This is a genomic window from Blautia sp. HCP28S3_G10, assembly GCF_052065235.1.
GTDB lineage: Bacteria > Bacillota > Clostridia > Lachnospirales > Lachnospiraceae > Blautia_A.
Window position 1 is genome coordinate 207,802 of the sequence record NZ_JBQHUL010000002.1, and the last position, 21,832, is coordinate 229,633.

Sequence of the window (21,832 nt, forward strand, 5' to 3'; positions counted from 1 at the left end):
ATTGACAATATAATGAATAAAAAGAAAGTAGCCGCACTTCTCTGTGCCTCCCTTGTTATGACAACAGGCCCGGCAGGAAATTTTGCCCTGTCAGTGGCAGCAGCAGAGAATGATGCAGGCTGTAACGCGGAAACAGAAGAAAATAAGGTCGGGTCTGATACTGAAAGCGGACAGGAAATCACTGTGGAAGAGGGAGAGTCTGCCTCTTCAGATAATAGTGCTTCAGACTTGGAAGATAACAACAGTGAGAAAAACAAAGACAATTCTGAAAATTCAGAAAACGACACCAGACAGGAGGAAGCTGTTCCTTCACAGGAAGTCACTGATGAAGTTCAGATATCAGCAGGCAGTGATGACATAGAGGAAGATATCAGATTTATCACGGAGGCTGTGGAAGAAGCGGAGAAACAGTCAGTGCCGGATATGACATCAGAAGTGATGAAGGATTTTCTTACAGCTTCTGGTCTTTATGATGATATGGCTCTCGAAGCTCAGAAGGCAGTACCGCCATCTGTGGTACAGAAGATTGAAACGATCAGACAGCGTATTATGGATGTGAACCGGACTTCCGGCGGAGTGACAGCTGATATTGGCTACTGGTACATAGCTCTTCATGCGGAAGAAGCAACACCAGAAGAAATCCAGGCAGCAGTACAGCTGTATCAGAGCGGAAATCCCGGAAGCACGGTAAGTATGAAATATGCAGTAAAACTTTCGTACAGTGATGTCCGGTATGGCAGTGAATGTGAACCGGGCAAAAACCTTCCACTTTCTTTCCCGGTTCCGGAGGGATATTCACAGATGAAAAATCCGCAGATTTTTACTATTGCGGACGGTAAGATCAGCCTTCTTACTCCAGAAGAGGATGAAAATGGAAAATTTAATCTGGTAGATGGCAAAGATGTGCAGAATATTTATATTGCAGATATATCTACTTCAATTCAGAAAATAGCACTGGATGAGACTGCAAGTGTAAATATCGGACAGAAAACTACCCTGAAAGTCACAACTATGCCCGAAATAATCACCGAAGGTTATGAACTTCAGTGGAAAAGCAGTGATGAAACAGTCGCACAGGTGGACAAAAACGGACAGGTGACTGGTAAAAAACAGGGAACAGCCACAATAACCGTTTCTGTGAAGGGGAATGATAAGATTCAGGCATCCTGTAAAATGTCTGTAGTTCAGGGAGCAAATGTACTTAATAAATCAGCTGACCAGGTGCTTTCCGAGACAATCTCATATGTACAGGCGCTGGACACGAATCCTACACGGGGAAGTGAATGGTTTGTGCTCTCACGTGCGAGAAACGGCGAAAATCTGAATTCCTCCTATTTTTCAACATATTATAATCATTTTGCAAATTATCTGCAGGAAAACAAAGGTGTTCTTACCACTACCATTAAATATACAGAATATTCCAAGGCTATCCTGACTATGACTGCCATAGGAAAAGATGCCAGAAATGTAGCAGGATATAACCTTTTTGACCCGCTTGCAGATTTTGACAATACAGTAGAACAGGGATCGAACGGAGCAATATGGGCGCTGATTGCCCTGGATTCAAATCCTGCTTATTCATTTCCCACTGTAAAAGCAGGCGGAAATCAGAATTCAAGAGAAAAACTGATAGACTATCTTCTCAGTGTGCAGATGCCGGGAGGCGGTTGGGCAATGTCCGGCACGAAAGCTGATTCAGATCTTACAGGAATGGCTTTACAGGCGCTGGCACCATACTATCGCAAAGCGGGTTATGAAAATGTAACGGCAGCCATTGACCAGGCACTGAGTGTACTGAGTAACATGCAGAATCCCACAGGTGGATTTTCTACAGTAGGAACAGAAACCGTAGAGTCCTGTGCACAGGTTCTGACAGGACTCTGTGCGCTTGGAATTGATCCGGAAAAAGATTCCCGGTTTATCAAGGGCGGAAACTGGATGATCGCAAATCTGCTTTCTTATCATATTGATAACAGTGGATTTATGCATGTAAAATCAGGATCTGCCAATAACGGTGGCGGTGAGGCAGGAAAGGTCAACGGTATAGCTACGGAACAGGGCTTTTACTCACTGGTGGCATACCAGAGGTTGAAAAGAGGACAGACCAGCCTTTATAATATGTCTGATATTAAACTGGCAGCAGGAGCAAAAGGCGATGGAAAAGGAACCGGGATCGTGACACCGACACCGAAGCCGACAGCAGCCAAAAAAACGTCTTCAACAAAAAAGAATAAGAAGAACAAAAATAGTGGCGATTTTTCCGATTCCTCAAAAAAATCAGGAAAATCAGGCAAAACACTGAACAGTACACCAGGCGGTAAGGGTAAATCTTTATCAGGTGGAAGCACAGGAAAGTCACTTTCAGATAAAAAAAGTTCATCTTCTGACAAGAATAAAAAGTCATCTAAAGGCTGGGGATTTGAGGCTGAACCATATGTTGACGATAAGGATAAATCAAAAACAACAGGAAAAACTCTTACAAATGCAACAACTGAAAGTGCAGATTCCGAACCGGAGGAAACATATCAGGAAGAAATAACTGCAGAGCAGGAACCAGACAGAAAATGGGATGGATTCCCATCAGCAGTCTGGGGATTTATCGGAGTATGTGCAGGGGTATTTATAACAAAAGGACCGGAGCAGATAAATAAATGGAGGAAACGAAAAAAGGATGAATAAAAGGCGGAGTTTATTAAAAGCATTACTTGGACTGACCATGTGCGGAATGCTTCTGACAGGCTGCGGGGAGCAGAAGCAGGAAACAACAGCAAAAGAAACTGTACAGACTGCTGAGCCGCAGAAAGAAACAAAAGAGGAAAAGAAAACAGATGACAAAAAGAGCAGCGCAGAGTCTCTGAAAGAAGAAAATCAGATCCCTGATGACGGAGTGATCACTCAGGAACAGATGGAGACCATTGCCGGAAAAGACGGACAGTATAAGTTTAACGGAGAAACATCTGACGGGATAAAATATACATGGATCTATGACGGAACCAAGATTCAGAATCCTGTTGAGCAGAAACTGAAAGTGGAATTTACAGAGGACGGACTGGATGACATTAAGGAACAGGCAGATCAGGCTCCTTATGGAATGCAGGTAAAACTTCAGAAGATGGAACTTGCCGCACCGGCAACTCTGGAGGTAACTCTTACCAAGAAATGGGAAGCAGACAGGGTTCTTTACTGCATTTATCAGGATGACAAAATTTATCAGCTGGATCAGGCTGAAATAGAAGATGTTAAAGAAAATGATCAGGCTGTATCAAAAATCACTTTCCAGGTGACCAAAGCAGACGGAGATGTTTATGTGCTTCTTGGCGGTTCTTCTGAAGGAACAGCGGAGGATGAGCAGAACGATGTTTCCAGTGGAGATAATGGAAGCACAGATAATGGAAGTGCAGATAATGGAGAAACAGAAAGCAGCGGAGATACAGATACAACGGTAAGTAACGAAAGCAGTTCGTCAGAAGAAGATAATTCTTCTTCACAGGAGGAGAGCCATACATGTACAATCTCTATTGAGTGCTCTTCTATACTTGACAACTGGGATGATCTGAAATCTTCAAAGGCAGAATTTGTGCCTTCAGACGGATGGATCCTTTATCCTTCAGAAATATCCTTTACACCGGGAGATACTGTATTTGATGTGCTGAAAAGTGCCTGCAGTCAGGCAGGAATCCAGATGTCTTCAAAATATACACCGCTGTACGGCAGTTATTATATTGAAGGAATCAATCAGCTCTACGAATTTGATTGTGGACAGAATTCCGGCTGGATGTACAGTGTAAACGGCTGGTTCCCGAATTATGGATGCTCCAGCTATACTGTAGAAGACGGAGATAACATAGAGTGGAAATATACCTGTGATCTTGGCTCAGATGTAGGAAACAGCTATGGAGGCTAAAGCAGGAAAAGATTCATTTTCAGGCTGTTATCCCATATTAAATTTCTTTTACTTCGGGGTGATCCTGATATTTACCATGTTTAATCAGCATCCGGTTTTTCTGGCTGTATCTTATGCAGGCGCAGTTGTATATTCAGGAATCCTGAATGGCTGGAAGAAAACTCTGAAACAGAGTTTTCTTCTGACTTTGCCGGGACTTCTGATCGTGGCGCTTCTGAACCCGATGTTCAACCATTATGGCGTAACCATGCTGTTCTATATAGAAAGCAGTGGAAACTGGGTAACACTTGAAGCCCTTGTTTATGGAATTGTCCTTGGGGCAGTAATGTTTGTCGTGATCCAGTGGTTTTCCTGTTATAACCAGATCATGACAAGTGATAAATTTGTTTATATTTTTGGCAGGATCATACCGGCATTGTCTATGATTCTTTCCATGGCACTCCGGTTTGTTCCGAGGTTTACAGCACAGCTTCATGTGATCCGGAACGGACAGAAGGCGATGGGACGTGATACCGGCAATGGAAATGTAATAAGCCGTGCCCGTCATGGCCTGAACATGCTTTCAATCCTGATCACATGGGCACTTGAAAATGCCATAGAGACATCAGACTCTATGAGAAGCCGTGGATACGGACTTCGCGGGAGAACTGCATTTTCTATTTATCGTTTTACCAGAAGAGATAAGATCCTGGGTGCGATAATGACAGGCCTGTTTGTGATCATTACAGTGGGCTGTGCCAGAGGTGCTGTATTTGCCCAGTATAACCCCAGAATTTTACTGGCGGGATTTACTGTTCAGGGAAGAACAGCCCCGGTTTCCTGCAGTCCTGTGCTGGCCTTTGCAACTTATATATCATTTGGACTTTTTTGCTTCCTTCCTGTGATCCTGGACGTGGCAGAAACCAAAAGCCTGGAGAGAAGCCGGAAAAATGTGGGACAGGATATTGGTCTTACATACAGGCAGATTTACGAAGAGATGGAAGAGGAAGGAATCAGATCATGAATATACTGGAAGTAAAAGATTTCAGTTTTGCTTACCCTGATCAGAGAAAAGAAGCTCTGGTTCATGCAAATATGAAAATTGAGGAAGGTACGCTGAATGTGGTCTGCGGGAGAAGTGGCTGTGGCAAAAGCACATTGCTTCGACAGATGAAATCGGTTCTGGCACCTCACGGAGCGTCAACAGGAAGTATTATATTTAAGGGAAAATCACTGAAGCAGGTGGATCACCGAACCCAGAGCAGTGAGATTGGATTTGTAATGCAGAATCCGGACAATCAGATTGTCACGGATAAGGTGTGGCATGAGCTTGCCTTTGGCCTGGAGAGCCTGGGATATCGTACAGATGATATCCGTCTCAGAGTTGCCGAGATGGCCAGCTATTTTGGCATTCACCAGTGGTTTTATAAAAATGTGGCTGAACTGTCAGGAGGACAGAAACAGCTTCTGAATCTGGCAGCAGTCATGGCAATGCATCCTTCACTTCTGATACTGGATGAACCTACATCTCAGCTGGATCCGATCGCAGCCTCCGATTTTCTGGCAACAGTGAGAAAAATAAACAGAGATATTGGAACAACTGTTATTATCACAGAGCATCGTCTTCAGGATATCATTCCCTATGCAGACAGAGTTTTTGTTATGGATAAAGGAAGCGTATTTCTGGAGGGAGCACCGAGAGAAGTAGGCGAAAAACTGAAAGATCTGGATCATGGAATCTATCTTTCCATGCCTGTGCCTGTACAGATCTATGGAGAAATGGACAGCAGCCTATCCTGTCCTCTGACTGTCAGTGAAGGGCGTGTCTGGATGCGGGAGTATCTGGAAAAAGAGACCGAAAAAGGCATTCCGGATACAGAAGAGATTTCAGGAACAGATTCTTCATTGAAGAAAAAAAATACTGAAAAGCCTGCAAAGACCGGAAAAGAAGAGTATGCCATTGAAATGAAAGATGTCTGGTTCCGCTACGAAAAAGACAGTCCGGATGTAGTGCAGGATCTTTCCATGAAAGTAAAAAAAGGCGAGTTTTTTGCTTTGGTAGGAGGTAATGGAACAGGTAAAAGTACAACACTGTCATTACTGAGCCGTGTCCGTCAGCCTTACAGGGGAAGAATATATTTTGAGGGAAAAGATATCCGCACATTTAAAGACAGGGACCTTTATTGTGGGTATCTTGGCGTTATGCCACAGAATCCGCAGAGTATTTTTCTTAAAAAAACAGTACTGGAGGATCTTTATTCCGTGATTGGAGGAAAGAAAAACAAAACATCACCGGAATATCCGATAGAAATGAAAAAAGAAAAAGCAATTGAGGGAATTGTCAGTCTTACGAAGCTGGAGGATCTTCTGGAGCGTCATCCATATGATCTGAGCGGTGGGGAGCAGCAGAGACTTGCGCTTGCGAAAGTCCTTCTGCTTCGTCCCCATATTCTTCTGATGGATGAGCCTACAAAGGGCATGGATGCGGAATACAAAGATGAGCTTGGAAAAATTCTCAAGAAACTTCAACAGCATGGAATGACAATCTTTATGATTTCTCATGATATAGAATTTGTGGCAGAATATGCAGACAGAGCAGGTCTGTTTTTCCAGGGAAATATTGTGACCAGCAAAGAAACACGGGAGTTTTTTGCAGGAAATAATTTCTATACAACAGCAGCAAACAGAATGGCAAGACAGTTCTTCCCGGAGGCTGTTACCGGAAAGGATGTGGTGGAATGCTTAAAGAACAGGAATTAGACCGGTTTCTGGATGAATTTCTGGATGGAGCATCTCCCACAGAACAGGAAAACAAGGCAACTCCGGAAGAAATGGAAGAGTATACACTTCCGTCTGATGGTCTGATCATACGGCAGATGAGGAAAGATGGAAAAGTTGACCACCGTACGTGGGTGGCTCTGGCACTCATGCTTCTGACAGTACCGCTGATTCTTTATTTATCTGTGAGGTTTTTTCACGGAAGAAAATATATGGTCTGCAGTCTGATCGTAGTAGTTGCAGCAATGCTTCCATTCTTTATGATGTTTGAAGGAAGAAAGCCCAAAGCAAGAGAAATTATGGTAATCTCGGTCCTTGCAGCTATTGGAGTTGCCGGACGTGCTGCCTTTTTTATGATACCGAGTTTTAAACCGATTGCGGCAATTGTGATTATTACAGGAGTATCTTTTGGAGGAGAGGCCGGATTTCTGGTTGGCTGTCTGATCATGCTGATCTCCAATATGTTTATGGGACACGGACCGTGGACCCCATGGCAGATGTTTTCCTATGGACTGATAGGATTTATGGCGGGAATTCTTTATCAGAAGGGAATTCTGAAGGCACGTAAGCTGGATCTCTGTATTTATGGTTTCCTCAGTGTAATCTTTATTTTTGGCGGTATCATGAATCCGGCGAGTATACTGATGTCATATGGATATATTACGAAAGAAAGCCTGATCGCATATTATATATCCGGAATACCGGTAGACCTGGTGCATGCCAGCTCTACAGTTTTTTTTCTCTGGACTATGAGCAGACCGCTCCTTGAGAAACTTGAGAGAATCAAAAGAAAATACGGACTGATCGAACCACAGGAGGAAGAACTTTGATCTATGTAAGCCATCTGATACCAGATAAAGATCTGAAGACAATTATAAAAAAATATAATGTAGGTGTGGAAAGCATAGACTTTTCCATTTCAGATAATCTGGATCACCTGCAGGAATCGATAAATAATTACAGAAAAAAGCTGAAAGATATGGGAAATCCGCCGCTGGTTCTTCATGGCCCTTTTCTGGATATCAATCCGGCGTCCTATGACAGTCTGGTAAGAGAGGCAACAATGACCAGATTCGGGCAGTGTTATGAAGCTGCGGCAGAGCTTGGGGCAGACAAGATTGTTTTTCATTCTGGAATGAATCCTTATGTATATTATCCGGAATACTGGGCTGATCATGTGTCATTGTTCTGGAGGGAATTCATGGAGGACAGAAAAGAAATACCTGTGGTACTTGAAAATGTTTTTGACAATGACTGGAAGCTCCTTATGGATGTATACAGGCAGGTGGACAGAGAAAATTTTACGCTGTGCCTGGATATCGGACACAGTCACTGCTATTCAGATATTGATGTACTGAAATGGGCAGAGTCTCTTGCTCCTTATGTCACGCATGTGCATGTGCATGATAACTGTGGAGACCGGGATGCACATACAGGGCTGGGAAAAGGAACTCTTCCATGGAAAAGAACTCTGGAATTTTTGCCGGAGACAGAAGAACGGACATGGACGATCGAATGTCCGAAGACGGAAGATGCAGAGATATGCTGTGAGAAACTTTGCAGAGATAATCAGAAGGGAAGGGCATAAGATGGCAGATAATATTACCAGAATTCAAGAGGAACTGGCAAAAGTAATTATCGGAAAAAAAGATGTCACAGATAAGATGCTGATGGCATTATTTGCCGGAGGGCATATTCTTCTGGAGGATGTTCCAGGGGTAGGAAAAACGACCACAGCAATTGGACTGAGCAAAATTCTCGGACTGGATTTCAGAAGAATACAGTTTACACCAGATGTTGTTCCTTCAGATGTGACCGGCTTTACTATGTATGACAAGGAAACTTCAGAATTCAGATACAGACCCGGAGCTGTTATGTGTAATCTGCTTCTTGCAGATGAGATCAACCGTACCTCAAGCAAAACCCAGTCTGCACTTCTTGAGGTTATGGAAGAGGGACATGTGACTGTAGATGGTGTGACTTATGAGGTTCCTAAACCTTTTGTGGTGATCGCGACACAGAACCCTGTAGGTACTGCCGGAACACAGATGCTTCCGGAATCACAGCTTGACCGTTTTATGGTGAAACTCAGTATGGGTTATCCGGATATACAAAGTCAGGTAGAACTTCTACGCGATAGACAGAAACAGAATCCGATGGATCTTGTTGAACAGGTGCTGAATGGGAAAAGCCTTATTAAGATGCAGCAGGAAGCAGGAGTTATTTACATTTCGGATGCTGTTCTGGAATATATCAGCCGTCTGACTGCAAAGACAAGAGAGGACGAGGTGATCACTCTTGGTGTAAGTCCACGTGGAGCACTTGCACTCAGCAGAATGGCAAAAGCAAGGGCATATCTTCTGGGACGTGATTATGTGATTCCGGAAGATGTGCAGGAAGTGTTTACCGATGTCTGCGGGCACAGAATTGTTTTGAATCCGAAAGCAAGGATCAGCAATGTTACACCAGAAACAGTACTCAATAAAATTCTTCAAAATACAGAAGCACCGGGAGTGGAATAATGAAAAAGACCAGAATCACGGCGGGAATACTGGCTGTACTGGGAATCGGTATCTATCTGGCAGACGGATCTTATGGTGTCCTTTGTATTCTGGTATCTGCTTTTTTTGTACTGCTGTGTATGGCACTGTATACACTGGCAGAGGGGCGGGAGACAGAACTTGGTTCTTTTTTTCCGGAAAACGGAGAAAAAAATCAGAATATAAACGGCAGCATTATCATAAAAAACAGCTCGCATTTTCCTGTATTTCGCGGCAGGTGTCAGCTTAACTGGAAAAACACCCTGACAGGTGAAGAAGGAAAGGAAAAGCTGAGTTTTGCAGCTGCGGCAGGAAAAACAACAAAAATTCCTGTTTCTGTCTGTACAGAGTACAGTGGTGTCTGTCAGCTGTCTGTAGATGAACTGGAATATACAGATCCTTTTGTATTGTTCAGACGCAGGGAAAATAAACATACAGAAGCAAAAATTACAGTATTTCCGACAATATATGACATACCAGAGAAAATGCTGGATAATGAGAGCTTTAATATGGAAAGCTTTCTGTATTCTTCAGAACGGAGCGGAGAAGATTACGGTGAAACTTATCAGGTTCGTGAATACAGAGCGGGAGATAATATGAAACAGGTCCACTGGAAACTGAGTGCCAGACTTGGAGAAATGACTGTGCGGGAGCCTGGATACCCGGTCAGCCATGCAGTGATGGTCTTCATGGAGACAGGATTTGACAGAAAGTTTCCGGAACCGCAGAAAATGGATCAGCAGATCTCGCTTGCACTGTCATTTCTGAAGGCTTTTGCAGATGAGGGAATTTCATGCCAGCTTGGATTTTATGATTTCGACGAAGAAAGGGCAAAAATCCTCCAGGCAGAGAATACAGATGAATTCTGGCAGACAGCAGAATTTGCTATTGGTGCAGGAAGAAGCTGTGAAGGTCTGTCCGGTTTGAAAAAATTTCTGGAAAGTGCTGAAGAGTGGCAGGCAGCACATTATATTTATGTAACAGCAGGAAAAGAGACAGATGATGTGGAGTATCTCAGAAGGGAAGCCACAGTAACTGTTTTTGATGAAAATACAGAATTTCCAGGATAATAATAGGAGACGGACATGAAGGTTTGTGTGGGACAGATACAGAACAGAAAAAAACTGAATAGGCTTCTTACTGAAAGTCTCACTGCATGGTTTCTTGCCTCCGGGCTGATGATTACAGCTGACAGGACTTTGGGAACGGGTGTTTCGTGGATTATTCTGGTTCTTGCAGCCGGTATTCCGGTATTATTGTTTGAACTGATTCCACGGAAAGAAGTTTCATATGCAGGAACAACAGCGCTGATCCTTATACCGGCACTTCTGGCACTGGCCGGGCAGAAAAACTTTGTAAACGGACTTCTTATATTGAATAACTGTATGGCAGAGGCAGCAGGCAGAAATCATGGAATCATACTAAAACAGTATGCTCTGAAGAGTACGGAGACAGCAGGAAATGATCTGATCATAGCTGCAGTGTTCGCAGGGCTTCTTACAGGCGCAGTTATGTACTGGGTGATGAAGTATGGAAGAATCTGGCTGACAGTCTTTTGGCTGATACTGTTGGTGGGGTTTGCAGCTTTGACAGGAAACAGTGCGGGATATATGGGACCTGTACTGACTGGTGCTGGATTTCTGGGAATGGTTTCCCTTCGTGTTTATGTAAATGCAAAAACAGAAGTGAAGGGAGGAGACAGCACAGTATCCTTTATCATGTATCTTTTTCTTATAGTTACTGCGGGATTAGGAATGATACTGACTGTCTGGATAAATCCCCCGAAATCATATAATGAACCGGATCTTACAAAAAAAATCAGGGCTGCAGAAAAAGAAGCTGTAGAGTCTGTGCGTTATGGAAACAAAAAGATCAATTCACTGCCGAAAGGCAATCTGAAAAACCTTGGTAGCTGGAAGGCATCGGGAGAGACTGCGCTGACGGTGACAATGAGTGAACCGCAGTCATTGTATCTGCGTGGATTTACAGGCTCAGATTACAGTTCGGGTGAATGGAAAAAACTTTCAAATGAAGAATATTATGATTCAGATTCACTGTTTTACTGGCTTCATCAGGAAGGATTTGATAGCAGTGCCCAGCTTGACACAGCAAGACAGCTGGTCAGTGACCCGGATCTTTCAGATCAGGATATTACAGTTGCAGTGAAGAACAATAATGCTGACAGCGAATATCTTTATGTACCTTATGAGTTGAAAAAGGACTCATGGGGCAGTAAAAAACTGAAACATAATGCGGATGAATCGCTGGAATCAGCAGGATTTTTTGGTATCAGGGATTATGGATTCCATACGACAGGAAATCTTGTAATAGATTTTCCAAAACTTGCCGCAGAAACGTTTCTTATGATGACAGAAAATCCGGATACGGAATATGAACAGGCAGAAAGTTATTATAATGTTTTTGCATATAAGCATTACACAGAACTGACAAGATCGCAGAATGAACTGATGCAGAAGCTTCTGGGGGATCCGGGTGAGCAGAAGGAAGGACATATTGATTATTATTCTGCAATTACGGAGATTCGGAAATTTTTTGATAAAAATATCAGTTTTAATAAAGAATGCGGAACAGTTCCAAAGGGGAAAGATCCTGTTAATTATTTCCTTACAGAATCAGGAACAGGATATGATGTGCATTATGCGTCGGCAGCAGTTCTGATGTTCCGTTACTATGGAATACCGTCAAGATATGTGGAGGGATATGTGATCACTTCGGAGGCAGCAGAAAATGCAGAAGCCGGTTCCGCAATAAAGATTCCGGCATCTGACGGGCATGCCTGGCCGGAAATATACATAGACGGACTTGGCTGGGTACCAGTTGAAGTATCACCGGATTTTGAAAAAGTAATGGAACAGCCGGATCTGACAGAAGGTCTTGAGGCAGGAACAACAGCAGCGTCCGCACAGAGTATGGTGGAAGACAGCGAAGAAATTCAGGAAAAATCTCTTCCGGAACTTCTCAAAGAAACTATGTTTGATCTGTTAAGGATTGTTTTTGTACTGTTTGTCGGATTTGATCTTATTGTCCTATTATTTATAATTATATCTGTAATACGAAGAATTACAGCTGCATTCAGAAGGAAAAAGCTGTTCCGTGTACAAAACAGCGAAAAGGCAGTTCTTGCGATGATGAAATATGCATCAGATCTGTTTCTTTATGGACACAGTGATCTTTATGGAATAAAAAAATCTGAAAAAGTACAATATCTCAGAGTTAATTATTCAGAAGAGCTGGCACAGATGTATCTGAAAGCATGTGAATCCGGAGAGCGTGCTGCTTTCAGCAGACATTCTGTCTCGAAAGAAGAGAGAGAAAAAGTGAAAGAGTATATGGAACAGCTCCGCAGAGAAGTATTGAAAAAAGCCGGATGGTATGACCGTTTTATGATGCGCTATATAGAAAGACTTTGTTGATAAATACAGGAGAAAGGAGACGGCACAGATGAAGTCAGATAAAAATAAAAAAAGACTTTGGGCAGCAGGACTTATACTGTGTCTTTTGCTTCTTGTAATTTTACTTGGAGGATCAGTTTCCCATCAGAGTGAAGCAGTTCCGGAAAATCCTCTTCATGGAATCAGTAAAGAAAGATCGCAGGTTGTATACAGAGGAAAAGGCTTCTATACACCGGCAGTGAGTGGGGACGGAAAAGATACCCCGCAGCTTCTTAATACGGAAGTCCTTGCTTCAGAAGAACCGGAGGAAAAATCCGATGAAGAAAACCCGGCAGAAGAACAGCAGGAAACTGAAGATTTTCAGGATGACGGCTCTGGTGACAGTACCAGTGATGGCGGGGGTGAATCGGAAAATGTCTCAGCGACAGACGAAACAGGAGCAAATACATCTGATGAAGACGGAGATGGCGCTCCCGTGACAGAAACTTTCGGCGATTCCGAAGCAGACATTTCGCAGGATCATGGGAATTCGGCAGATGATGACCGTAATCAGCAGAATGTAGTTCTGCCGACACCCACGGAAACCCCACAGGATACACCGGAACCAGTAGATTACAGGCCGACTATCAGTTCTGATCTTACGGATGGAGAAACAATTCACAAAGAATCAAGAGTTTTTTCTGTATATGCGGAAGATTATAAAGAAAGAGCTCTTACTTCGTCTCAGCTCAATGTTACCTGCAATGGCAAAAAACTGTCAAGCATATCCACGGACAATGGTGTGATACGTTATAAGGCATATCTTGATGACAACAATGAAATAAGTATTACGGCGACAGACCGATATGGAAATACAGATACGGTCAGTGTTACAGTTTACAAAGAAATAACAGGAAATGAGGAAGAGGAAAAACCGGCAGGTACGATAACGTTCAGTCTTGAGGCTTCTACTATAGGACTGGGAAATATTATAGGTCCTGTAGAAGTTCCGTTTTATGATGAGGAAACACTTCCTTATGTGCTGAACAGAGTCCTTTATTCTGCAGGCTGTCAGTATCATTTTACAGGAAGTATGGATTCAGGATTTTATCTGAAATCAGTTGACAGGGCAGGGATTACAGATGGATATGAGATTCCTTCGCAGATAGAGGAACATCTGGAAGAGGTAAATGATATCCCCGATCCGGATACCTGTTCACCGGACTGGCTTGGCGAGGGTACGCTGACTGGCGGATCCGGCTGGATGTTTTCTGTAAATGGAACATATTTAAGCACTGGAATGAATACGTATTTTCCGGCAGATGGAGATGTGATAAGAGTAAGATTTACTTTACATTATGGCGCAGACATAGGTGAGGCTATGCTTGGCGGAGAAACATGGGGGGATTGGTAATATGAAAGAGAGATGCCTGGCAGTTCTTATGTCAGTATTCATGTTATTCAGCAGTGTCCCTGTGAATGCAGCCGGGCAGGCAGGAACAGATACTGTACTGTCAGAACAGACAAATGCTGGTCAGGAGGAAGCAGCACAGTCAGGAACAGAATCGCGGGAAACAGAAGAATCTGAAACTGGTCAGAAAGATCCGGACCAGACAGAAGCGGAACAGAAGAACCCGGAGACAGAAGCAGAGGTTACAGAGATTCCGGACCCGGCAGAAGCAGATCAGAAGGATTCGGAAACAGAGACAGAGATTACAGAGACTCCGGATCAGGAAGAAGAAAATCAGGATACAGAGCAGGAAGAAGACCAGTTCTCAGATGGAGAAGATATCACTCTGGAAAGTGGCGACGGAGAGGAAACAGACGACTGGCTGGAACAGATGAAATTTGGTTCTTCCAGTTTTGGCTCATCTGCACTGCCATATCCTACAGTTCCTGAATTTTCACCGGAGATTCATGAGTATACTCTTTATTTTCCAGATTACCTGAAGGGAATTTACAATCTGTCAACTTCAATTTTTTCCGAAAATGTTATGGCCTATTTCAAAGACTGCAACGGGAAAGATGAGTCAGTAATACTTAATGCTTATGCCAAGTACGGAAATTATGCTGCGATGGACTATGTTGTAGATTATGGCCCTGACGAAAATACAATAAGGATACACAGCAGTAAAGGAACCAAAGACTATCTGGTTCACATAAAACGTGTTCTTACGCTGGGAGAACTCAAAGCAAAATACAAAGGAATGGATTATACATTTTATAATCATGAAAGAGAAGAGCTGTTTTCAAAAGCAGGCGTGGATTTTCAGAAAGAATATGATGTAAATCTTCCAGGTGATATAAAAGGCGGGACATTGTCGATACTTCCAGTTACATATTTCTACCAATACACTGAAAACCGTACAAAATATAAGGTGGAGATCAATGGAGTGGAAACTCCTACAGACGAATATTATGATTATACACTGAAAGGTGGAGAGGAAGATATTCAGGTAAAGGTCTCATACGAAGGCTTTGAAGATACTGTTTATGTAATTCATGTACATCCGGTAGAAAAACAGGTAAATGTAAACTTTGTTTCTGATACGGAAGGTACACAAGATACTTTTTTTGTAAAACTTTTTGATAAGTATGGTGCTGAAATAAAGACCAACACAGATGATCCGCTTATTTTTACGCAGCTTCTCGACCAGAATGAATATACGTATACGGCATATGCAGAAGGGTATAAGCCGGTAAAAGGAAAATTTACGGCAACAGAGGATAGCGGTGATATCAAAATTGAATTTCAGGAAAAAGCGGCGGGGCGCTACCTGGAATCACTTGGGGTTTATACAAGGGATTACGGAGGTACTGCAAACGATACAAAAGACCTGGTCCGTCATGAAGAACTTGATAAAGAGTTTGGCGGTGTTGTATATACTGTAGATTACAGCAGCCAGTACAGTTCAGAATATTCTTTCTACATATCTGCAAAACTTTCTGCATATGCACCGGAGAATGCTGATGCAATTGTAAGCGCAGTTTCAGCGGCTGGAACGAGGAAAAAGAAAAGCATACTGCTTGCAACAGAAGATCATGAATTTCGAAATTCAGTACCGTGTAAATTTTTCGGTTCAGATGAAGAGGGAGCAAGACGTGGGGTCTGCACACTCACTGTTGGAAGCGGAGATGATACGGAAGTATATAAAATTATTGTCAACCGTGTACTGGAACTGAAAAATCTTTCCTGTTCGGATATTCCAGGTGGAAGTAATATTTATAATGAAACAAGATTTACGAGAACAAGGCACGAGTACACGGTGTCTGTTTCTGATGAAGTCAACAGTCTTTATCTGAAACCGGAACTTTATGATGGCCTGGTGGAACAGGTGATGATAAACGGAGTTCCATGTAAATCAGGAGAGGAAACAGAAGTTCCACTGGAGGAGACGGTTACCGATATTCAGGTCCGACTGGCGAAAGAAGAAACGTATTCAGATCCGGAATTTGCCGGTATGACTTATACATCTGAAGGAATTTACACCATAAAAGTAACCAGATCAAAAGTATCAGATGTGACATTTCATGTTGATCCGCCAGATGCTGCTGTATGTGTATATGATGCACAGGGAAAAAGAGTGTATTCATCTCTGGAGAAGCCGCTTGTGTTTACCGGACTGAAAGGCGGTCTTGAATATTCCTATACAGTAAGCTGTTATGGATTTCTTACAGAGAGTGGCAAATTCACTGCGGAACCGGGTGGAGCGATAACTGTCAAACTGACCAGGTCAGATACAAAATATCCGGAGCTTGATAATAATGAATGGTGGAATTATCGAAACAATGAAGAAAATAATGGCGTTATCAGTGTAAGTACTCCAAATAACAGCAGGGAAACAAGTGAAAAATGGTCACTGCAGATAGGAGGAAGTTGGAATGAATCCTGTACACCGCCATTAATCCTCGGAGGATATTTGTATACAGGCGCAGGAAAATACATTTATAAGCTGGACAAAGAGACAGGAAAGATTCTTATGGTCAGTGACCAGCTGAAAGGAAGTCTTGTATTTGCGCTGAACCCTCTTACGTATGCGGAAGGAATGATCTTTGCACAGATTGGAAACGGGCAGATCCAGGCAATCAGTGCAACGACCATGAAATCACTGTGGATCAGTGAGGCAATAGGAGGACAGACACTTTCACCGATCACTTATAAAGACGGATATATATATACGGGAACATGGAATTCAGAAAGCAAAGACGGAGCCTATTTCTGTCTTACAGTAACAGACGAAGATCCGGACAATCCTGCAGAGATCAAGAAATGTACATGGAAGTATTCACATAAAGGTGGATTTTACTGGGCTGGTTCTTATGCAACGTCTGATTATGTGGTCTTTGGTTCAGATGACGGATCAGCAGAGGGTAATTATACAGTGTCTTCGATATTGTATTCTGTGTCTACAAAGACTGGTCTTCTCATAGATTCACTTGAGAATCTGCAGGGGGATATAAGAACTTCTGTAGTTTATAATAATGGATTTATTTATTTCGCTACTAAGGGTGGAATGCTGTACCGTGTAAAGATGAATGCTGACGGAACATTCGGGGCTGTCGCATTTTATTATCTGGGTGGCATGGCAACAGCATCGCCTGTAGTCTATAAGGGAAGAATCTATATTGGTGTATGTGGAACCGGCGGACAGTTTAATGAAGATGCCGGACACCATTTTGATGTCCTTCAGGAGGACATCAATGGAATAAATCTTGCTTATTCTGTACCTGTAAAAGGGTATCCACAGGCAGGAGCAACTCTTTCTACAGCCTATGAAAATGAGGATTATAATGGCGATGGAAAGCCTGATGGAAGAGTATATCTGTATTTTACCTATAACGTTTATCCGGGAGGAATCAGTTTCCTGTCTGATGAACCGGGTCAGACAGAAGGAAAGGCTGAGGATCTGTTTGTGCCGGAAACAAAAAAACAGCAGTACTGTATCAGTACAATTTGTGCTGACAGTGATGGGACACTTTATTACAAAAATGATTCCGGTTATCTGATGGCTGTTTCTTCCAACAGTGCATATCTTGATGATATTGATGTAACATGCAGGGAAGGAAAGATAAAATGGGATGATGATTTTGATTCGTCCAGAGGAAATTATACGCTGACAGTTCCGGACGGTACAAGAGAGGTAAGTGTGAGACTCACGGTTCCAAAAGACCGTACAGCTACAGTGAACGGACAGAACTACACAGGAACCTGTACAGTAAGCCTGGATGACAAAGGAGAGGGAGTAATCCAGATTGTTGTCATGTATAAGCAGCAGAAGAGAACTTACAGGATAAAGGTGATGGGGCTTGGCAGTAATGCAGATCTTTCCGGTCTTGTGATAAGTGATAACAACTCAGTGAATGTAACTGCTTCACATATATCCTATAGTCCGACTTTTAAATCAGAGAATACACAGTATATATCAGATGTTTATACAGGAGAAAAGAAATTTCTGAACATTTATGCTTCGGCAAAGGGAATTTATTCAAAGATAGAAGCTGAGGCAGGTGACGGAGTCCGGAGAATCCTGCGTTTCCAGAATGCGGCAGGAGCAGGAAACATGACAAGGTTTGCAGTTTATTTTGATGATGACCAGTCAAGTGCGGAAGTGACACTGAAAGTAACTGCAGGTGACGGAGTGACAACAAAAGATTATCATATAAATCTTCTCAGAACAGATATTTATGGTCCGGTGCTTACAGATGCAAAAGCATGGAGAACAGACGGGGAAACGGGACAGATCTCATTTCACTCCAATGAAAATGGATATTTTTACTGCATGACTACAGAAGCAGGTGGAAAAGAACCGGAATTTGATCTGACACAGCCGGGAACTGAATTAAAAAAAGGTGGAAACAGTTATACACTGAGTAATATAGGAAGTGAAGCGAAAGATATTTATATTTTTGCAGTGGATATTCAGGGAAATAAGATAAAAGCACCACTAAAACTCAGTATCCGGCAGTATGAGGAGATCAGCTGCAGGTTTGATATAAAACCGGTGAATGCGAAGGTTGAAATAAGGGATGACAGTGGAAAAGAAATTGCACTGAAAGATGGAAAATGTACATTGGTGATCGGAAATCATTATACAGTTTCCGTAAGCTGTGAAGGTTATTACAGCAAAACCATGGAGTTTACAGCTGAAGCAGGAACAGACCATTATGAGATCAGCCTGGAAAGCAGCAGAAGTTCCAATGCACTTCTGAAAGCTCTTTACGTAGGCAGTTCTGATAAATATGGAAAGGGAATTCTTACACTGAAACCTGCATTTAAGTCGGATGTAATTAATTATGAAGCGACTTATGACAGAGAGCGCAGCTACCTGAATCTCTGGATAGAACCGGAGGATACCAGGGCTGCTGTGAAAGTGTATGCACTCGGCGGGGTAAAGGGATCTACTGTTTCCAGAGAAGATGAGTCCATAAAAACAGAAACTGTGGATGGACATTTCTGCTGCAAGGTATATTTTGAAAAACAGATATTTGAGGCATCGGTACGTGTCTCAGTTACAGCTGAAGATGGAACGCAAAAGGACTATTTTGTAAAATTATTTATCCACGATACTACAGCACCGGTGCTGAAAGCAGTTTCAGCCAGCAGGATCAACGTAAAAAAGGCTTCTGTCATATTTAAGTCTTCAGAAAAAGGAAGATATTACTATACCGTAACAGACAAAAAGAGCATTATAGTGCCGGATACTTCCTCAAAAGGTTATGAAGGTATAGAAGGTACCAATATTATTACACTGAACAGTCTGAAAAAGGGGAAGAAGTATATCCATATTATAATGAAAGATGACTTCGGAAACTTCAGTAAGGTACTTACAGTCAGTATTCCCGACAGCAGAAAATCTGCATCGGATAATCATAAAAATCAGGAATCCGGAAACCGCGGAGGAAAACATCCCGGAGGACCTGAAGGAAAACAGTCTTCTGCATATACCAGGGACAACCGTGAAAGTGTGGAAGAAGGAAGTGGAATACTGAAAAAAATGAATAAAAATTCTTCGGAAGAACCGCAGAAAGAAAATAATTCGAAGGTGGAAGAAAATACTGAAAAGGAATCGGAAGAAGAAAAGAAAGGAGAAACAGAAAAGAAAGGAAAGACTGTTAAAAAAACAGAAACAAACAGTGATTCAGAACAAAATGTTTCAGAAGAAAAGGAAAAGAATGTTACAGACAGAAGCAAAAGCCAGGATCATATGCGGAAAAAAGATGGCTGGAAAGCTCTGCCATTCAGATTGAAAGCAGCATCATTCGTTTCCGTAGCGGGACTTCTGTATCTCTTATTCTGGATTCGGGCATGCATGGTCAACCGAAGGAAAACGGAATGGAAAAGAAAAGTACGAAAGGAGATTAACAGAGTATGAAAGATTTAAAGAGATACACAAAGGTACTTCTGGCAACTGCTGCAGTATCGGCAGCAATGATGGCAACACCGGCAACTGTACATGCAATGACGGGACCGGTAGAACTGGCAGAAGATAATACATATACAGATGACCAGGAACTTGTGTATAAATTTTCGGTGTCAGGTTCAATTGCAACACTTGCCTCTATTGATGATAGTAATTTGGACGGGGAAGAATATTCAGTAGATGTTCCGGGAAGTGTTATAAAAAATGGAACAGATACTCCAGTAGATGTAACAAAATTAGGCAGAGCAGTTTTTGCGGGGAATACTAAAATAGTAAATATTGATCTCAGTGATACTAAAATTGCAACTATTACGCAAATGTCATATGGAAAGACGTCATTTGAAAAGTGCTCAAATCTGGAAACAATTAAACTTCCGAATACATTAACTGCTTTACCGAATTATATGTTTGCGGGTTGTGGAAAATTAACAGAGGTAGAGATTCCTAAAAAAGTGGTAAATTTTGGACTACCTAATAAGGCACATACCAGAATCTTTGAAGGCTGTGACAGCCTGAAAGAAATTAATGTAGCAGAGGGCAATACAGCTTTTAAATCTGATGATGGTGTCCTCTACAGTGCAGATGGAACAAAACTGTATGCATATCCGAATGGAAAAAAGAATGCAGAATTCCGTGTACCAGATGGAGTAAATATGATTTACTATGGTGCATTCCAGACAGTGCAGAATCTGAGGACAGTATACTTCCCTGCATCACTTACTGAAATTGGACAGTATGCTTTTAACGGTTCAGGAACAGCCAGTGATACCAATAACTCTCTGGAAACAGCCGTATTCTATGGTGACAAGAGTAAGGTTACAAAAGGAAACGGTGCATTCCTCAGTTCAGTACAGCAGATTCAGAATGCAACAGGAGTTTCCATTACATCAGGAGATACCTGCAAAGGAAGTCTTCAGCTTACAGCAGCAGTAGAACCAGAAGCGGCTGATCAGAATGTAACGTGGTCTGTAGATAAACCTTCAGTAGCTACTGTTGATGATGCAGGCCTTCTCACAGCAAAAGCAGCAGGAACCGTTACAGTAACTGCTACAACTGAGGATACAGACTGGGCTGGAAAGGCATTTACAGCTACAAAAGAAGTTAAAGTAACTCCGGTAATAAAGAGCGTTAAAGTATCTGAAAGCAATGGACAGAGTACCGTTGAAGCAGGCAAAACACTTGAATTCATTGCAATGGTTAATCCGGAAGGCAGCGGAGAGAAAGGTGTAGAATGGAGTGTTGATAACACTGCCCTTGCAACTATCGATGAGAACGGCCTGTTCACAGCAAAAGCAGCAGGAACAGTAACAGTAAAGGCAACAAGCAAAGATGACAGCAGTAAGTCAGATACTTACACAGTAACTGTCACAGATCCGGCAGTAGAGAGTATTACAGTTAGGGAAAAGAGTGGAAAGAATACAGTTGAAGTAGGAAAAACACTTGAATTCACAGCAACAACCAGTCCGGAAGGAAGCGGAAAAGCAGGAGTAGAATGGAGCGTTGATAACACTGCCCTTGCATCTATCAGTGAAAGTGGTCTGTTCACAGCAAAAGCAGCAGGAACAGTAACAGTAAAGGCAACAAGCAAAGATGACAGCAATGTATCAGGAACTTATAAAGTAACTGTCACAGAACCTGCAAAATCTGCAGAACCAGAAAAACCTGTAAAACCTGTAAAACCTGTAGCACCGACAGTAAAACCTTCAGAGTGTTGTCCGGCAAATTAAATGATGTCCCATACGGCAGATTATTTCGCACCGATTTTGGATTTCTACAGATGTGTCAGTCACTTTAAAAGTAACTGTTTCTGCGAATTGT

12 protein-coding genes are annotated in these 21,832 nt (G+C 42.4%); all 12 read left to right on the plus strand.

Features of this window, described 5'->3' with window-relative positions; genetic code table 11:
• Positions 1-12 precede the first annotated feature (12 nt).
• From ACTNB8_RS02105 to ACTNB8_RS02160, 12 genes are read left to right on the plus strand one after another with little or no spacing between them, the layout of a single operon-like run.
• Positions 13-2,679: an Ig-like domain-containing protein gene (locus ACTNB8_RS02105; RefSeq protein WP_441051913.1), complete on the plus strand. Its 2,667-nt coding sequence runs from the start codon at positions 13-15 to the stop codon at positions 2,677-2,679.
• Positions 2,672-3,904, plus strand: coding sequence for a DUF4430 domain-containing protein (locus ACTNB8_RS02110; protein WP_441051914.1), 1,233 nt, complete (start codon positions 2,672-2,674; stop codon positions 3,902-3,904). Before ACTNB8_RS02105 ends, ACTNB8_RS02110 begins: the two co-directional genes overlap by 8 nt.
• Positions 3,894-4,907 carry an energy-coupling factor transporter transmembrane component T gene (locus ACTNB8_RS02115; RefSeq protein ID WP_441051916.1) on the plus strand — a complete coding sequence of 338 codons (1,014 nt, stop codon included), beginning with the start codon at positions 3,894-3,896 and terminating at the stop codon, positions 4,905-4,907. Before ACTNB8_RS02110 ends, ACTNB8_RS02115 begins: the two co-directional genes overlap by 11 nt.
• Entirely contained in the window at positions 4,904-6,643 is a 1,740-nt protein-coding gene (locus ACTNB8_RS02120) for an ABC transporter ATP-binding protein (RefSeq protein ID WP_441051918.1), read from the plus strand. Before ACTNB8_RS02115 ends, ACTNB8_RS02120 begins: the two co-directional genes overlap by 4 nt.
• Complete coding sequence (locus ACTNB8_RS02125) at positions 6,622-7,491, plus strand: ECF transporter S component (protein WP_441051920.1); 870 nt, start codon at positions 6,622-6,624, stop codon at positions 7,489-7,491. The genes ACTNB8_RS02120 and ACTNB8_RS02125 overlap by 22 nt, the downstream gene beginning before the upstream one ends.
• A complete protein-coding gene (locus tag ACTNB8_RS02130; RefSeq protein ID WP_441051922.1) occupies positions 7,488-8,249 on the plus strand; it encodes a sugar phosphate isomerase/epimerase family protein in 762 nt (253 codons plus the stop codon). The genes ACTNB8_RS02125 and ACTNB8_RS02130 overlap by 4 nt, the downstream gene beginning before the upstream one ends.
• Position 8,250: 1 nt before the next feature.
• Positions 8,251-9,183, plus strand: coding sequence for an AAA family ATPase (locus ACTNB8_RS02135; RefSeq protein ID WP_441051924.1), 933 nt, complete (start codon positions 8,251-8,253; stop codon positions 9,181-9,183).
• Entirely contained in the window at positions 9,183-10,271 is a 1,089-nt protein-coding gene (locus ACTNB8_RS02140; RefSeq protein WP_441051925.1) for a DUF58 domain-containing protein, read from the plus strand. The genes ACTNB8_RS02135 and ACTNB8_RS02140 overlap by 1 nt, the downstream gene beginning before the upstream one ends.
• A 15-nt stretch (positions 10,272-10,286) precedes the next feature.
• Positions 10,287-12,635, plus strand: coding sequence for a transglutaminase-like domain-containing protein (locus ACTNB8_RS02145; protein WP_441051927.1), 2,349 nt, complete (start codon positions 10,287-10,289; stop codon positions 12,633-12,635).
• Between the two features lie 28 nt (positions 12,636-12,663).
• Entirely contained in the window at positions 12,664-14,007 is a 1,344-nt protein-coding gene (locus tag ACTNB8_RS02150) for a DUF4430 domain-containing protein (protein ID WP_441051929.1), read from the plus strand.
• Between the two features lies 1 nt (position 14,008).
• Positions 14,009-19,966, plus strand: a complete 5,958-nt coding sequence (locus tag ACTNB8_RS02155; RefSeq protein ID WP_441051930.1) for a cadherin-like beta sandwich domain-containing protein — start codon at positions 14,009-14,011, stop codon at positions 19,964-19,966.
• Complete coding sequence (locus ACTNB8_RS02160; RefSeq protein ID WP_441051931.1) at positions 19,963-21,741, plus strand: Ig-like domain-containing protein; 1,779 nt, start codon at positions 19,963-19,965, stop codon at positions 21,739-21,741. The genes ACTNB8_RS02155 and ACTNB8_RS02160 overlap by 4 nt, the downstream gene beginning before the upstream one ends.
• Positions 21,742-21,832 lie beyond the last annotated feature (91 nt).

What these genes read in the sequence shown, in the direction of transcription:
- ACTNB8_RS02140 (WP_441051925.1), top strand. Translation starts at nt 9,183, where the DNA reads ATGAAAAAGACCAGAATCACGGCGGGAATACTGGCTGTACTGGGAATC.
- ACTNB8_RS02135 (WP_441051924.1), top strand. Translation starts at nt 8,251, where the DNA reads ATGGCAGATAATATTACCAGAATTCAAGAGGAACTGGCAAAAGTAATT.
- ACTNB8_RS02110 (WP_441051914.1), top strand. Translation starts at nt 2,672, where the DNA reads ATGAATAAAAGGCGGAGTTTATTAAAAGCATTACTTGGACTGACCATG.
- ACTNB8_RS02160 (WP_441051931.1), top strand. Translation starts at nt 19,963, where the DNA reads ATGAAAGATTTAAAGAGATACACAAAGGTACTTCTGGCAACTGCTGCA.
- ACTNB8_RS02125 (WP_441051920.1), top strand. Translation starts at nt 6,622, where the DNA reads ATGCTTAAAGAACAGGAATTAGACCGGTTTCTGGATGAATTTCTGGAT.
- ACTNB8_RS02105 (WP_441051913.1), top strand. Translation starts at nt 13, where the DNA reads ATGAATAAAAAGAAAGTAGCCGCACTTCTCTGTGCCTCCCTTGTTATG.
- ACTNB8_RS02145 (WP_441051927.1), top strand. Translation starts at nt 10,287, where the DNA reads ATGAAGGTTTGTGTGGGACAGATACAGAACAGAAAAAAACTGAATAGG.
- ACTNB8_RS02115 (WP_441051916.1), top strand. Translation starts at nt 3,894, where the DNA reads ATGGAGGCTAAAGCAGGAAAAGATTCATTTTCAGGCTGTTATCCCATA.
- ACTNB8_RS02150 (WP_441051929.1), top strand. Translation starts at nt 12,664, where the DNA reads ATGAAGTCAGATAAAAATAAAAAAAGACTTTGGGCAGCAGGACTTATA.
- ACTNB8_RS02155 (WP_441051930.1), top strand. Translation starts at nt 14,009, where the DNA reads ATGAAAGAGAGATGCCTGGCAGTTCTTATGTCAGTATTCATGTTATTC.
- ACTNB8_RS02120 (WP_441051918.1), top strand. Translation starts at nt 4,904, where the DNA reads ATGAATATACTGGAAGTAAAAGATTTCAGTTTTGCTTACCCTGATCAG.